The following is a 14030-nucleotide window of genomic DNA, read 5'->3' as shown; positions in this document are numbered from 1 at the left end:
ATGTTAAAATTTCACCTCACTCTATAATTAGAGCTGATATTCCTGATAACTGTTCAGTAGTAATGGAAAGTAATGAGCAGAAAATAATTTTGAGAAATTAATGAAAAGTCGTTCGTTTTTTTTAACTATTTTTTTTGTTTCATGTCTGGCGACCGGAGGGATATTTGTAAAATTAAGTGATTTGGGGCCTGTTGCAACTGGGTTTTATAGGGTTCTATTTAGCATTCCAATATTGTATCCATTACTTAAGTTTGAAAAAGGAAATCATTTATCTATAAGAGATAAGTCGTTGGTATTTGTTGCTGGTATGTTCCTGGCAGGAGATTTAATTTTATGGAATATTTCTTTTCATTATACAACGGTAGCTAACGCAAACTTATTGGCTAACTTAGTTCCATTTACTATTGTTCCGGCTGCTTATTTTATTTATAAAGAAAAAATTTCTCGTAATTTTTTAATTAGTTTGCTGGTTACATTAATTGGGTTAGTGGTTTTGATAGAAGGGAAGGGGGATTTATCGAACGGTAGCTTATATGGTGATATGTTAGCGTTCGCTACATCTATTTTCTATGCTATTTTTTTGCTTATTGTTTATAAGGTCAGAGAAAAGGCAAGTGCTATTCAGGTAATGTATTACAGTGCATACGGATCTATAGTGGTACTTCTTATAAGTAGCCTTCTCATGGAAGGAGTTTCCTATCCTAATGATTTTGAAGCTTTGTGGCCATTGTTGGGTTTGGCCATATTTTCTCAGATATTAGGGCAAGGCGGTCTTAGCTATGTTTTAGGTGGTATATCTGTCAACTTAGCTGCTGTTCTCGTTCTGATGCAGCCTGTAATTTCAGCGATTTTATCTTATTTTATTTTTTATGAAACATTAACTGCACAAGAAATGTTTGGAATTTTTATTGTATTGACAGGTATTTTTTTAGTAAAAAAAGAAGGTTAAAAGATATTGAAAGGTAAATAATGCGTACAACAATCAAGCGTTATTATGAAAAGCCAGAAGAATTAGAATGTAAGGCTAGAATAGTGGGTATCTATGATTTAGCAATTGAGCTTGATCAAACTATAGCGTACCCGGAGGGTGGGGGGCAAGAAGGTGATCATGGCAAGATTCGATTGATTGAGAACCCTAATATAGCTATCGAATTTAATGATGCTCAAATTTGTGATGCTATACCTATTTTTATTGATGGGTTTTCAGGTATTAAAACTGGTGGAATAATATTGCATAAAGTTGAAAATAGGGGTGGGTTAATTAATTTTAACGTTGGTGATGAGGTTTTGTTGAGAATTGATCGTGATCGTAGAAGAAAAATGTCTTTAAACCATAGCGCAGCGCATATTTTGTACTGGGCTATTGATCTATGTCGTCCTGGGGTAGTTGGAAATACGATTGGTTGCCACATTAAAACTGATGGTGCCAGATTAGATTTTTTGGTTGAAGACCGTTTCAATCAAGAGGAAATAAATAAGATTGAAGAGCTTGCTAATGAATTAATCAGAGGGGGGTGTTCGATAACGATGAGTTCACGAGAGGACTGTCCGGATGCCCGTTATTGGGAATGTAATGGATATGTAATACCGTGTGGCGGGACGCATGTAAAAAATACTAACGAGCTGCCTCTGCTGAAAGTGCAGAGGAAGAACATTGGTAAAGGTAAAGAAAGATTGATTTTAGAGCCTATAAGCCAATCTTCTTAAATGAGTTTTCTTCTCTGGTTTCATATGAATCACTCCAGGAGTCGAGGAGCTGTTTGGTTAAAATACGGCCTTCACCGGCACAGCGCGCTAGAGTGGGTACGGTGATAGAGTTTCTTCAGCGCGCTTGACGATGGCTCCGCTCGACCCCGTAGACGCCCCGGTGTCGGTCTATATAGGCATTTACTTCTTGAGCTCGCGGTCGAGTGCCGCCTGGTCAATAAAAGCGCTGGCCGACTCCAATAACTTGTTGGTCCGGCGTAGCTCCCTGTTTTCGCGCTCCATGCCTTCATGCGTTCGCGTTCGCTGCTGGTCATGCCATCACGCCTGCCGCTGTCGATCTCGCTGCGCTTGACCTAATCGAGCAAAGCGGCCGGTACGCAACCGATTTTCGGCGCAATAGACTCAACACCCGCCCACAGCGACGGGTACTCACCACGGTGTGCTCCTGTACCAAGCGCACGACACGCTCACGGACTTCAGGGGTAGCTTGTTCGTGCCTCATTCCCTCGAAGCTTGGAGCCTCCTTAAAACCTGGGGCGATTCAACAGGGCGAATGAGAGCCTGTTTGTGATGCTCCGTGGTCCAAGCCTCGCATCATTTTTCCCGAACCCGGGATTCACAGCGTCATAATGGCCTCTTTAACGACAATAAAAGAGGAGCACAAGATGGCACGTTGGGTGTTTTATTCCGCAACAGGTACCTGTGCGCTGGCAACACACATTGCCTTGTATGAGGCAGGTGCGGATGTCGAGGTGGTCAAGCTGGATTTCGCGGCTAATCAGCAGCAAAGCCCGGAGTTTTTGCGTATCAACCCCAAGGGGCGTGTCCCGGCGCTGGTGACTGAACAGGGGACATTGACTGAAACTCCGGCTTTGCTGGCCTTTGTGGCACAACGCTTTCCGCAGGCACAGTTGGCGCCTCTGGACGACCCTTTTGCTTTTGCTCGTTTGCAGGAGCTCAACAGTTATCTGGCATCGACGGTGCATGTCGCCCATGCACACAAGCGCCGGGGTGCCCGCTGGGCCGATGATCCCGCGGCCCACGAGGCCATGCGCCTTAAGGTTCCACAAAATATGACGGCGTGTGCTGCCTTTCTGGAGTCCCTTATTGTTGGACCTTGGGTGATGGGCGAGCAATTTACCGTTTCCGATGGCTATCTTTACACCGTGGGGAGCTGGCTTGAAGGCGATGAGGTGGAGATGAGCAGATTCCCCAGGCTGGTAGCCTATCTTCAGCGGGTTGGCGAGCGTGAGGCGGTGCGCAGAGCCGTGGCCGAGGCGGCGGCCTGAAGGCGTCGTGCTGGATCGAGCGTGCCGCGCACGACCAGACTGGGGCCGATCAGATCAGATCGGGATGGATCCGATCCGTCCTTGATCAGTCCTGTACAGGGCCTAAAGAGCTGCTGGCGGCGTTTTGCAGCGCGGCACCTATATTACGCAAGGTGTCAGACCGGATCGCGGCATGCTGCCAGTACAGGGGGACATCCAGCCAAAGGCCCGGGGCGACCAAGGCCAGTTCCCGGGCTGCCAGAGCGTCGCAAACCATGGAGTCCGGGGCCAGGCACCAGCCCAGCCCCAAGGCTGCTGCCTTCACAAAGCCGGTCGAGGTGGGCAGATAGTGGATGGGGGGGGGCAAGCGTCACATCGGTGATCTGACGTATAAAACGCCATTGCAACTCGTCTTTGCGATTAAAGACAATCATGGGGGCTTGAGCCAGTGAGTCTGCCTGTGCTCCTTGACTAAAGTGTCGGCTGACAAAGGCCGTCGAGGCAATGGCCTGATAACGCATGATGCCCAAAGCCTGAACCTCACAGCCTTGCAAGGGTGTGGGCTCGGCAGTGACCGCGGCCAGCACAGAGCCATTTCGTATCAGCTCCAGCGTATGGTCCTGGTCATCAACCCGTACATCAAACAAGTAGCCGTGTGCCTGACTGAGCTGGGCCAGAGCTTGAAGGAACCAGGTGTCCAGTGAATCGCTGTTGACCGCAATAGCGATGGGGCGGTTCGTTCCATTTTTCTCGGGCAGGAAATCGGCGAGGGCCTCTGCTTCCAGAGCCTGCATGGGACGGACACGACGCAGCAGCAGTTCGCCTGCCGGTGTGGGGCGACAAGGCGGTTGGCGCAGGACCAGAACCTGCCCCAGCCTGTCTTCCAGTGCCTTGATCCGTTGTGAGACGGCAGAGCTCGTGATGTGTAGCCTACGTCCAGCTGCCTCGAAACTGCCTTCCTCCAGGACTGCTGTAAAGGCTCTTAGCTGTGGGTGCAGTAAATCCATGACAAGTCCGGAGTGATTAGTTTTGCTTAACTATGTAAAGAGTAATTAGCTTTTCTTAATAGCTAAAGGATAGCACTATAAGGCGGTTTTCAAGTTCCGAGAGGGGAGCGGTATGTTTTTCTCTGTTGCAGCGACGGGTTTTTTGAGCGGAGCTGGCCTGATTATCGCTATTGGCTCTCAAAATGCCTTCGTGTTGCGGCAAGGTCTGGAGCGTCGCCATGTGGGGCTGGTGGTCGGTATTTGTGCGCTGGCTGATATTGTCCTGATTCTGGGAGGCGTTGCTGGTATTGGTACCTTGGTGCATGAGTGGCCAGGTCTGTTGCAAGTTCTGCGTTGGGGGGCCGCAGTCTTTCTGGCCTGGTATGGATGGAGGGCCGTCCAGCGGGCCTGGGCGGGCACGGGCAGTTTGCTAGCCGGTCAGGGAAGCGAGCGCAATCGCCGCCGTATAGTGCTAATGTGTCTGGCGTTTACTTTTTTGAATCCCCACGTTTATCTGGATACGATGGTGCTGTTGGGTAGCTTGTCCATGCCCTATCCGGGTCATTTGCAATGGGCGTTTGCCTTGGGCGCCTGTGCCGCCAGCCTGTGCTGGTTCCTGGCCCTGGGCTATGGGGCACGTTTGCTGCAGCCGGTTTTTCGTCAGTCCTTTGCTTGGCGAGTACTGGACGCCTGTATTGCGTTTTTTATGTGGGCCTTGTGCGCTTTATTGCTGTTGCGGCCGTTGTGAGAGTGAGCCAGGTTCTGCCCAGGCCCGATCTTTTTGTGGAATCCAAGAGTGGGGCTGCATCGTGGGACAGCTTTCTGAGATTCGATCGGCCCTGGCAAATGGTGTCCTCCGTCAAACAGACGTGCGGACGAGTCCTGATGCAGACACCTTGCCTCCCACCCTGAGATGGTCGAGAGGGGGGAGATGGCCGAGGTGTCTACCGTTCGCGCCGAGAGGTCGGGATGGGGTTTGCTGCCCTGCATTGCCCGGCCTCTATTCACCCTGGGGAAGCTGGGCTACCACCTTGATCTCGAACTGAAAACCCGATAGCCAGGGCACGCCGAGGCCGGTCAGGGCCGGGTAGGGCGCATCACCCCAGTAATCTGGCAAGACTTTCCACAAGGTGTCCAGATTCTTCTCGGGGTCGACCAGAAAGAGGGTCACGTCCAGCACATGCGCGAAGGTGCAGCCAGCGGCCGCCAATACGGCACGCAGGTTCTCGAAGGCCAGACGCATCTGTTGTTCCAGATCGGGTTCGGGCGTGCCATCTGGATGGCTGCCCACCTGCCCTGATACAAACAAAAAGCCATTGCAGCGCACCGCAGGCGAATAATGAGCACGTTCATACAAGGCGTGGCGCTCAGAAGGAAATACGGCTTGGCGTAAGGGAGTCATTCGGGGTTCCTCTACCGGCTTGAGTGGCTGAAGTTGATCAAGTCATTTACTGTAGGCGTTGGGCGTGGGCGGATAAACCCTGGATGACGAACCACACTGTTTCTATAATCAAAACAATGACCACTACGCTTTGGAGATAATGCGTGGACCGTTTTGAAGCGATGCGCACCTTCGCCAAGGTGGTGGAAACCGGCAGCTTTACCAAAGCGGCTCAGGCCTTGCATATCAGCCGGACACGGGCCACGCATCTGGTGCAGCAACTGGAGGCCCACTTGCGGGTGAGTCTGCTCAATCGCACGACGCGCAAGGTCAGTCTGACCAGCGCAGGCGCCTTGTACGTGGAGCGCGTGCAGCAACTGCTGACTGACCTGGACAATACAGAACGGGATCTGGCGCACGTCTTGGCCTTGCCTGCCGGGCGTTTGCGAGTCGATGTGCCCAGCTCGTTGGCCAGTCGCGTGCTGGTGCCTGCCTTACCGTCTTTTTATCAGCGTTACCCTGATATTCAACTGGATATGGGGGTGGGTGATAAAGCTGTGGATCTACTCGATGAGAGTGTGGATTGCGTGGTTCGAGGTGGCCCGATTCAGGATCAGGCTTTAGTAGCCAGGCGAGTGGGGAGCTTGCGTCTGGCGATATATGCCGCCCCGGCGTACCTGAAGCGGTGTGGGACGCCAGTCCATCCTACCGAACTGGATAGCTCGCAGCATTCGGTGGTGGGCTATCTTTGGGAGCATCAGAACAAACCGTTTCCGTATGCCTTGCGTCGTCACAAGGAAAGCGTAGTTGTGCGGGGATGTAGCGGGTTGGCTGTCAACGATGGCAATGCCTATCTGGCAGCGGGTGAGGCTGGTCTGGGACTGGTTTGTCTGCCCGACTATCTGGCTAATGCAGCTGTGCAGGAAAACCGCTTGGTAGCCTTGTTTGCTGACTGGAGCATGGACCCCATGCCTTTGCATGTGGCGTTTCACCGTAACAAGCATACGAATGTGCGCTTGCGGGCGTTTATTGAGTGGGTTGGGGAACTGCTCGCGCCGCTCTCTTGAAAGCCGCAGCGGCGCATATCCAGGCAGGGGCGCTGTCGCTCCTGGGGTTGCGCCCGAATCGAGTGCGGTTGCTGATGCGTTTTTCCTGAATTGAAGTGGCTTATAAAAAAACCAAGGATGGGTCATCCTTGGTTTTTGGGCGAGTTCTCGCTTAGGAGGCGTCGGTACTGTCTACAGCGGCCAGCGGGGTTTGAGAAAACTCGGGGCGTTCCGTGCCGTGCTTTATCCGATACTCTTTCAGGAACTTGGCGATGCGGTTGATTGCCTCGCGCAAGTCGGGCTCGTGCGGCAAAAAGACCATGCGAAAGTGGTCGGGGTGGGGCCAGTTAAAGCCGGTACCCTGAACCAGCATGACGCGAGTGGCTTCGAGCAGTTGCAGGAAAAATTGACGATCATCCTTGATGGGATAAATTTCGGGGTCCAGACGGGGGAACATATACAAGGCAGCGTGAGGCATGACGCAGCTGACTCCCGGAATGGCCGTAATCAGCTCATAGGCCAGATCGCGCTGACGACGCAGACGGCCGCCTTCGCAAACCAGGTCATTAATGCTCTGGTAGCCGCCCAGCGCAGTCTGGATAGCCCATTGGCCGGGAACGTTGGCACACAGCTTCATATTGGCCAGCATGCTCAGGCCTTCGATGTAGTCGGCACCGGCTTTCTTGTCCCCGGAGATCACCAGCCAGCCGGCGCGGTAACCACAGGCGCGGTAACTCTTGGACAGGGAGTTGAAGGTCAGTGTCAGTACGTCGGAGGACAGGCTGGCCATGGCGGTGTGCTTCATGTCGTCGAACAGGACCTTGTCGTAGACTTCGTCCGCCAGCAGCACCAGATTGAACTCGCGTGCAATGTCCACCAGGGCTTGCAAGACCGAATCAGGGTAGAGCACGCCAGTGGGGTTGTTGGGGTTGATGACCACCAGGCCTTTGGTCCGCGGCGTGATTTTGGCGCGGATGTCGTTCAGGTCCGGAATCCAGCCATTGGATTCGTCGCACAGATAATGAACGGGTGTGCCGCCTGACAGGCTGGTGACAGCCGTCCATAAGGGATAGTCGGGCATGGGCAGAAGCAGCTCGTCCCCATCGTCCAGCAGCGCGTTGGTCGCCATGGCGATCAACTCCGAAGCGCCATTGCCCAGGTAAATATCTTCCAGCGTCACGCCCTTGATGCCCTGTTGCTGGGTGTAGTGCATGACGGCTTTGCGCGCGGCAAAAATACCTTTGCTGTCCGAGTAACCCGCCGAGTTGGGCAGGTTACGAATCATATCGAGCTGGATCTCTTCCGGGGCATCAAAACCGAACACCGCCAGATTGCCGATATTCAGTTTGATCAGTTGCTGGCCCTCGTCTTCCATTTGCTTGGCCCGGTCCATGATGGGGCCGCGAATATCGTACAAAACATTCGCCAATTTGCTCGATTTCTTGATGCTGTTCATGATGCTAGTAAACGGATTCCATGTGTGCTGCTGATGATCGGTGGCTGCCCGGAGCAGATCCTTATCCCGATGCCGGTTCAATGCCTTGCCTGTTCCGCCGGGGGCGGTGGGGCGGGTGCGGGGCTATGTCTGCAAGATGGCGTGTCATAGTCCGGCCAGCCTTATACCTTACCGCATGCGTGGGCCTGTCTTGTGCGCATCATCCTTAAAATTTGGCATTGTCGAGTTTTGGCGACACTCTGGAGGCAAAAAGTTTCCTGTTGGGGGGGGCAATGCCGAGCTTGGCGAGCCGGGGCGGCCGTGCCAAGGAAAAAGAGGGGGCCTGACGCTGGCACCGTGGAATCGTCTTTGTTATTGGGCTTGTTTTTGATGGAGTCAAACATTAAGATTCGATATCAAACTATTTGATATCGAATTATGAAACTGGACGCCAAATACCAAGCTCTGCTCTCTCATGCCCGGCAGCAAAAGGGCATCAACATTCAGGGTATGGAGCTCTGTTTTCAGCTCTTGTCTTTATCGGCCCGGATTGATCGGGATTGTGCGGCCTTGCTGGCCCCTCACGGTTTGAGCGAAGCGCGTTTCGTGCTGCTGTTTTTATTGGAAAACGCCCCCGAGGGCATGGCCTCCCACCGATTGGCCGAGCGGGCCGGAATTACGCGGGCAACGGTGACAACCCTGGTGGATGGCTTGCTGAAAGCGGGTTTGGTGCAGCGTTTTGCAGCCCAAGCGGATCGACGTTCTGTCATGGTGAAACTCAGTCCCCAAGGTGCTGAGCTGGCGAAACAGCTGGTGGCAACCCACGCCCGCTGGATTGGTCAATTGTTCAGCCATTTGTCGGCGGCGGAGTGCGTCCAGCTTGGGGCCCTGTTGAGCAAGGCAGCGGGTGGAGAGCAGTCATCATGAACACAGAAAATCGCATTGGCTATGCCAAAGTGGCGGATATACCGGCTGAGGTTCTCCAGGCTTTATCAACAGGAGAAATGCCGGCCGCTACCCTCACCGAGTCCTTGGCTATTGATCAGCGGGTGTTGGCGGCCGTGGTATTTCCTGAACTCGATGAGCACGCGGTCCGGCATATTCAGTCGCTGGCCCAGCTGGGCATACTCAAACGCATGAAAGGCCTGGGCGAGTATCTGTGGCAACGCTACGGCGAATGGGCCTGGAAGCGCTGCCTGGGTCATCGCGCCGATGTGGTGCGAGGTTGGGCCTGTTTTATGGTGGGCGCGCGTGAATCGCTAAGCGTGCCGGAACGTCTGGAGGCGTTGCGTCCCTTGGCGGACGATCCACACTTTGGAGTACGCGAATGGGCCTGGATGGCGGTGCGTCCCCACTTGGTAGCCGAGCTGGACCTATCGATCCAAACCTTGCAACGGTGGGCGCACGAGGACTCAGCGTATTTACGCCGTTTTGCCTGTGAAGCCCTGCGCCCCCGAGGGGTGTGGTGCGCACATATCGCCGTTCTGAAAAAGGAGCCAGAGCGTATGTTGCCCATCCTGCAGGTGTTGCACCGGGATGATAGCGTCTATGTGCAAGACTCGGTCGCCAACTACCTGAACGATGCGGCCAAGGACCAGCCGCAGTGGGTAAGGTCGTTATGCGTTCAATGGCAGACGCAGTCGCCGCAGGATAAGGCTGTGCAGCGCGTGTGCAAACGGGCGCTGCGCAGCGTGTCCTGAAAAGGGAAAGGGTTGCGGTCGGTCTTAAGGGGCGCGCAGGGTAATCAAGGTGATTTCTGATGCGCGTCCCAGGCGTAGCGGAAAGCCGGCCCATAGTCCCGCTCCGTAACTGACATACAGTTGCATGTTGCCGACTTGATACAGTCCACCTACATAGCCGTCATTGGCCATCTGCACGATCTTGTGCATGCCCAGAATATGACCGCCGTGCGTATGGCCGGACAGTTGCAAGGCCACGCCTGCCGCAGCACTTGTTTTGGCGGTGTCTGGTCGATGGCCCAGCATAATGATGGGCATGCCAGCCGGAATACCGGCCACGGCAGCACCGACATCCGGCATGGGCTGCCCGTGCACCGCAGCCGACTTGTCGGTAATCCCCGCCAAGGCAAAGGCTGCGCCATTTCGCTGAATAATGCTGTGCTCGTTCAACAGCAAACGTAGCCCCAGACTCTTGAAATGCGCTATCCAGGGCTGGTACTGAGTGTAGTACTCGTGGTTACCGGCAATGACCCAGACTCCCTGAGGGGCTGACAAAGCGTGCAAGGGAGCCACATCGTCCCGACGTGCATCGACAGTGCCATCGACCAGATCCCCGGTAATGGCAATCAGATCTGGATTCAAGGCCTGTGTCTTTTCCACGATCGCCTCAATCCAAGGACCTTGCAGCAGGCGGCTGGCGTGCAGATCCGTTAGTTGAACGATCCGGAAACCATCCAGATCGGGTGGCAAGTCCTTAATGGTCACCTCGACCGTTTTCACCTCGGGTACTTGCACGGCTTGCCACACTGCTAGTGCGGACAAACTCAGCGCCGTGATACCCAGAGCGGCGCGCAGTGTTGGCGAGCGCAGCATTACCAGGCCAAGTGGCTTGTAAAGAACACGCATCAGCAGGCCGGTCAGATCCGTGAACAGGGTCAGGCTGGCGGCCAGCAGGACACTGCCAAATGCCCAGCCCAGGACCATGATAAGGGCGGCAGGGATCTCCGGCGAGGCGCGCGTGCCCCAGAACAGAGCAACCGTATAGTGATGCAGGGTGGCGGCCAGCGCCAACGCGCTGAGCAGATATTTGATCCAGGGCCGAAGTTTCAGAGGTTTGATCAATCGCCAGGCGACGTACAGGGCAAAACAGAGAGCAGCGACTTGAAACACAAGGTTATTCCAAAAAGAAACCGAGGCCGCGCAGACCGCGCGGCTGTAATGAGGGGCCGTACAGAGCGACAGCACGTGCATGATGCCAGAGCTCAGCCTTTCCGGGCCGAATGCTCGCATAAAAAAATGTGGACATGCTTGATTACGTTTCGAGAAATCGATTCGCACATGCCTTGTGCAAAGCCTCTAGGCTCTTTTAAGACTGCCCGCTTGGTCAGGGTAGCGGTCCCGAGTGACAAGTGCCTTGTTCCGTCAGGAGCAAAGATCGTTTGCCAGCCTCTGGCCAGTTATGCGAACGCGTGGGCGTAGCAATGGTCATGCCATGCAGACCGGCTAAGGCCGCTTCTGAAGGAAGAGGTTTGTTGTGTGATTCGATTGGAGGACATATGGTGACGAAAAAATCAGCGGCGACGAACAATCAGGACTCCCTGGGTCAGGGAGGGGAGTTGCATCAGGCGGGCCATACCGCCTTGACCAGCAATCATGGCATGCCGATTACGGATAATCAGAACTCCCTGCGCCTGGGGGCTCGCGGTCCTACTTTGCTGGAAGATTTTGTCCTGCGAGAGAAAATATTTCATTTCGATCACGAACGCATTCCAGAGCGCATCGTGCATGCTCGTGGCACGGGGGCGCATGGCTATTTTGAGTGTACACAGGCGATTCCGGAGCTGACCCAGGCCTGTGTGTTTCAAAAGGAAGGGCATCGGGTGCCGGTGTTTTGCCGCTTTTCAACCGTAGCGGGTTCCAAGGGATCCAAGGACACGCCGCGTGACGTGCGTGGTTTTGCGGTCAAGTTCTATACCGAACAGGGCAACTGGGATCTGGTCGGCAACAATATGCCCGTGTTCTTTATTCAGGATGCCATCAAGTTTCCGGACCTGATTCATGCCGTCAAGCCCGAGGCTGACCGCGGTTTTCCCCAGGCGGCCTCTGCCCATGACACGTTCTGGGACTTTGTCTCGCTGATGCCCGAATCGTTACATACGGTGATGTGGCTGATGTCGGATCGCGCCTTGCCTCGTTCCTTTCGCATGATGCAGGGTTTTGGCGTACACACCTTCCGTTTCGTGAATGCGCAGGGCAAGTCGCATTTTGTGAAGTTTCACTGGAAACCCAAGCAGGGATTGCAGTCGACCTTGTGGGATGAGGCCGTCAAGATTTCAGGTGCGGATTCGGACTACCTGCGACGTGATTTATACGAAGCCATTCAAAGCGGCGCTTTTCCGGAGTGGGAGCTGGGCGTGCAGGTGTTTGATCAAGAGTGGGCGGACCGGCAGGATTACGATGTGCTGGACGCCACCAAGCTGATCCCCGAGGAGAGTGTACCCGTCAAGATTGTGGGCCGTATGGTGCTCGATCGCTACCCCGACAATTTCTTTGCAGAAACCGAACAGGTTGCTTTCCTGCCTTCCAACGTGATTCCCGGCATCGACTTTACCGACGATCCTTTGTTGCAGGGCCGACTGTTTTCTTACCTGGATACCCAGAAATCTCGACTGGGAACAGTCAACTTCCATCAGATCCCGATTAATGCGCCACGTTGCCCCTTTAGCAATATGCAGCGCGACGGCATGATGCAAATGCAGGTTCCCAAAGGCCGTGCGACCTATGAGCCCAACAGTCTGGATGAGGTCGGTGAGCCGGGTGGACCTCGTGCCCAGGCTCAGGGGTTTCGCAGCTTTCCCAGTACCGTGGAGGACGGGGCGAAACTGCGTGTCCGGGCAGAGTCGTTCGCTGATCATTACAGCCAGGCACGCCTGTTTTACCGTTCCCAGACGGAGGTGGAGCAGGAGCATCTGATTGCGGGCCTGGTCTTTGAGCTGTCCAAGGTCCAGCTCAATCATGTTCGCCTGCGCGTGCTCTCGCATATGCGGATCATTGATGAGGATCTGGCCAAGCGGGCTGCCCAGGGCTTGGGCCTGACGCTGCCGGCAGCGGCCAAACCAGCCCGCCCGCCAGTAGACATGCCACCGTCCAAGGCTTTGTCGATACTGGCTCAAAAGCCACCCGTCGCAGGCCGGATGCTGGGCATTTTGCTGACGGATGGAGCTGACAAGGAATTGCTGCAGATGCTGCTGACCGGTGCGCAGGAGGCGGGAGTGGCGGTCAAGCTGATTGCGCCTCAGGTAGGAGGCGTGACGCTGTCAGACGGGACGGCGCTGGCTGCCGATGAGAAGATTGCTGGGGCACCGTCGGTCCTGTTTGATGCGGTGGCCTTGTTGCTGGGACAGGGACAGGCCTTGAAACTGTGTACCAACAAGGCGGCGGTTGATTTCGTGGCCGATGCTTATGGTCACCTCAAAGCCATCGGTCACGATGGGGGGGCGCAGCCTTTGCTGGATCGGGCAGGCGTGTCGGCAGACAAGGGGGTATTCGTGATCAAGACGGGAGAAGACCTGCTTGGCAAGGTAGCCACGCGTTTCTGGGAGCGCCGTCATCAGGTCGATGGAATGGCCTGATAGCGGGGAAAAGGGGCGCTTTCGAGCGCCCCTTTTCCTATTTTCCTAGTAACGCCAGCTCAGACCCAGCACCGGACCGGACAGGTGTGCATCAAAGACTTGGCCGGATCGGCGGTAGTTCACATCCAGCATCTTGTATCCGGCCGTCAATGAAAAGTTCTCTGACAGATCGTAGTTCAGGGTCAGGGTGGCCTGATAGCTCAGACGTGAGCCCACGTTAAATCCGCCCACGTGAATTTGCGCCTGCGTGGAGAGCTCCGGGTTGAAACGATAAAACGCGCGCAGTCCCACCATGGGGTCTACCCAGTTGAAGCTTTCCTGATGGTGACGGCTTCGGCCCGCGATGCGCAGGTGGGCACGGCTGCGGATGTCCCAGAAGGAAAAGCCGGCCAGTGCGTCCAGGCTGGCTTGCTCGGAATCATAGAAGCGATAGCCGCCTTGCAGGGTTCCCATAAAGAGACGCGTGTCCATCGTTCCTTCTGCCGCACTCACCAAGGGCAGCCCGCCCACCACTTCACTTTCACGGGTGTTCACATAAAGCAGGTCGCTGTTGAGCACATAGCGGTCGCGACGCAACCAGGTATTGAGAAAAGCAGCTGCGCGCAGACTGTGCCATACATCCGAGAACGACTTTTCAATATCCAGTGAAGGGGCGCGTTTGAAGGGAGAGCTCTCTCCAGACAGGCCGGTGATCCAGGCGTAAGGGGTGATCTGCACGGCGTAGCGGGATGAGGGGGGGCTATCGTGCAGGGGTTCTGGTTGCTGGGCGTTCACCTGGGTATGAAGCAGGGCGGCCAGGAGCAAGGCAGCCAAGTGTTCATAGCGCAAATGAGTGGGTGTCCATGTCATTGTTCTGAGGCCCTTTTTAGCGGTAAGCAGTGACGGCGCACTGGCGC

Annotated in this window: 13 protein-coding genes, 1 pseudogene and 1 other annotated feature; of the genes and pseudogenes, 8 read left to right on the top strand and 6 right to left on the bottom strand. The window is 54.8% G+C overall.

The window, feature by feature from the left end:
• Positions 1-100: 100 nt before the first annotated feature.
• Positions 101-949 carry a DMT family transporter gene (locus FE795_RS11335; protein ID WP_059318907.1) on the top strand — a complete coding sequence of 283 codons (849 nt, stop codon included), beginning with the start codon at positions 101-103 and terminating at the stop codon, positions 947-949.
• A gap of 20 nt (positions 950-969) precedes the next feature.
• The gene (locus tag FE795_RS11330; protein ID WP_131070700.1) at positions 970-1707 is read left to right on the top strand and encodes an alanyl-tRNA editing protein; all 738 of its coding nucleotides are present in this window, start codon (positions 970-972) and stop codon (positions 1705-1707) included.
• 99 nt (positions 1708-1806) lie between these two features.
• Positions 1807-1933: a sequence feature (AL1L pseudoknot), on the bottom strand.
• Here the strand turns inward: FE795_RS11330 and FE795_RS11325 are convergent.
• Positions 1847-2209, bottom strand: a pseudogene (locus FE795_RS11325) (IS3 family transposase); the annotation flags it as partial. (Overlaps the previous feature by 87 nt.)
• Before the next feature lie 163 nt (positions 2210-2372).
• Here FE795_RS11325 and FE795_RS11320 point away from each other — a divergent pair.
• Complete coding sequence (locus FE795_RS11320; RefSeq protein ID WP_059318817.1) at positions 2373-2996, top strand: glutathione S-transferase family protein; 624 nt, start codon at positions 2373-2375, stop codon at positions 2994-2996.
• Positions 2997-3151: 155 nt separating this feature from the next.
• Here FE795_RS11320 and FE795_RS11315 read toward each other — a convergent pair whose 3' ends face one another.
• On the bottom strand, positions 3152-3982 hold the full coding sequence (locus tag FE795_RS11315; protein WP_230406175.1) for an ArgP/LysG family DNA-binding transcriptional regulator: 831 nt from the start codon (positions 3980-3982) through the stop codon (positions 3152-3154).
• A gap of 112 nt (positions 3983-4094) precedes the next feature.
• On the opposite strand from FE795_RS11315, the gene FE795_RS11310 reads away from it, so the two are divergent.
• Positions 4095-4709, top strand: a complete 615-nt coding sequence (locus FE795_RS11310; RefSeq protein WP_131070699.1) for a LysE/ArgO family amino acid transporter — start codon at positions 4095-4097, stop codon at positions 4707-4709.
• Positions 4710-4961: 252 nt separating this feature from the next.
• Here FE795_RS11310 and FE795_RS11305 read toward each other — a convergent pair whose 3' ends face one another.
• Positions 4962-5363 (bottom strand): RidA family protein, encoded by a 402-nt coding sequence (locus tag FE795_RS11305; RefSeq protein WP_003799101.1) that lies wholly within the window; start codon positions 5361-5363, stop codon positions 4962-4964.
• A 143-nt stretch (positions 5364-5506) separates the two neighbouring features.
• Between FE795_RS11305 and FE795_RS11300 the strand changes: the two genes are divergently transcribed.
• Positions 5507-6409: a LysR family transcriptional regulator gene (locus tag FE795_RS11300; RefSeq protein ID WP_131070698.1), complete on the top strand. Its 903-nt coding sequence runs from the start codon at positions 5507-5509 to the stop codon at positions 6407-6409.
• 151 nt (positions 6410-6560) lie between these two features.
• Here the strand turns inward: FE795_RS11300 and FE795_RS11295 are convergent, their stop codons facing one another.
• Complete coding sequence (locus FE795_RS11295; protein ID WP_003799106.1) at positions 6561-7844, bottom strand: pyridoxal phosphate-dependent aminotransferase; 1284 nt, start codon at positions 7842-7844, stop codon at positions 6561-6563.
• 417 nt (positions 7845-8261) lie between these two features.
• Between FE795_RS11295 and FE795_RS11290 the strand changes: the two genes are divergently transcribed.
• Complete coding sequence (locus tag FE795_RS11290) at positions 8262-8750, top strand: MarR family winged helix-turn-helix transcriptional regulator (RefSeq protein WP_059318818.1); 489 nt, start codon at positions 8262-8264, stop codon at positions 8748-8750.
• Positions 8747-9523: a DNA alkylation repair protein gene (locus tag FE795_RS11285; protein ID WP_131070697.1), complete on the top strand. Its 777-nt coding sequence runs from the start codon at positions 8747-8749 to the stop codon at positions 9521-9523. Before FE795_RS11290 ends, FE795_RS11285 begins: the two co-directional genes overlap by 4 nt.
• A 24-nt stretch (positions 9524-9547) precedes the next feature.
• Here the strand turns inward: FE795_RS11285 and FE795_RS11280 are convergent, their stop codons facing one another.
• Complete coding sequence (locus tag FE795_RS11280; RefSeq protein WP_131070696.1) at positions 9548-10672, bottom strand: metallophosphoesterase; 1125 nt, start codon at positions 10670-10672, stop codon at positions 9548-9550.
• Positions 10673-11058: 386 nt separating this feature from the next.
• Here FE795_RS11280 and FE795_RS11275 point away from each other — a divergent pair, with 386 nt between their 5' ends.
• Positions 11059-13134, top strand: coding sequence for a catalase (locus tag FE795_RS11275; RefSeq protein ID WP_131070695.1), 2076 nt, complete (start codon positions 11059-11061; stop codon positions 13132-13134).
• A 45-nt stretch (positions 13135-13179) separates the two neighbouring features.
• Here FE795_RS11275 and FE795_RS11270 read toward each other — a convergent pair whose 3' ends face one another.
• Positions 13180-13983 (bottom strand): hypothetical protein, encoded by an 804-nt coding sequence (locus tag FE795_RS11270; protein ID WP_230406174.1) that lies wholly within the window; start codon positions 13981-13983, stop codon positions 13180-13182.
• Between the last annotated feature and the right edge of the window lie 47 nt (positions 13984-14030).

This window comes from Alcaligenes ammonioxydans, from assembly GCF_019343455.1.
Taxonomy (GTDB): domain Bacteria; phylum Pseudomonadota; class Gammaproteobacteria; order Burkholderiales; family Burkholderiaceae_B; genus Alcaligenes; species Alcaligenes ammonioxydans.
This window is presented reverse-complemented; position numbering and strand designations above follow the sequence as displayed.

What these genes read in the sequence shown, in the direction of transcription:
- FE795_RS11335 (WP_059318907.1), top strand. Translation starts at nt 101, where the DNA reads ATGAAAAGTCGTTCGTTTTTTTTAACTATTTTTTTTGTTTCATGTCTG.
- FE795_RS11330 (WP_131070700.1), top strand. Translation starts at nt 970, where the DNA reads ATGCGTACAACAATCAAGCGTTATTATGAAAAGCCAGAAGAATTAGAA.
- FE795_RS11320 (WP_059318817.1), top strand. Translation starts at nt 2,373, where the DNA reads ATGGCACGTTGGGTGTTTTATTCCGCAACAGGTACCTGTGCGCTGGCA.
- FE795_RS11315 (WP_230406175.1), bottom strand. Translation starts at nt 3,982, where the DNA reads ATGGATTTACTGCACCCACAGCTAAGAGCCTTTACAGCAGTCCTGGAG.
- FE795_RS11310 (WP_131070699.1), top strand. Translation starts at nt 4,095, where the DNA reads ATGTTTTTCTCTGTTGCAGCGACGGGTTTTTTGAGCGGAGCTGGCCTG.
- FE795_RS11305 (WP_003799101.1), bottom strand. Translation starts at nt 5,363, where the DNA reads ATGACTCCCTTACGCCAAGCCGTATTTCCTTCTGAGCGCCACGCCTTG.
- FE795_RS11295 (WP_003799106.1), bottom strand. Translation starts at nt 7,844, where the DNA reads ATGAACAGCATCAAGAAATCGAGCAAATTGGCGAATGTTTTGTACGAT.
- FE795_RS11290 (WP_059318818.1), top strand. Translation starts at nt 8,262, where the DNA reads ATGAAACTGGACGCCAAATACCAAGCTCTGCTCTCTCATGCCCGGCAG.
- FE795_RS11285 (WP_131070697.1), top strand. Translation starts at nt 8,747, where the DNA reads ATGAACACAGAAAATCGCATTGGCTATGCCAAAGTGGCGGATATACCG.
- FE795_RS11275 (WP_131070695.1), top strand. Translation starts at nt 11,059, where the DNA reads ATGGTGACGAAAAAATCAGCGGCGACGAACAATCAGGACTCCCTGGGT.
- FE795_RS11270 (WP_230406174.1), bottom strand. Translation starts at nt 13,983, where the DNA reads ATGACATGGACACCCACTCATTTGCGCTATGAACACTTGGCTGCCTTG.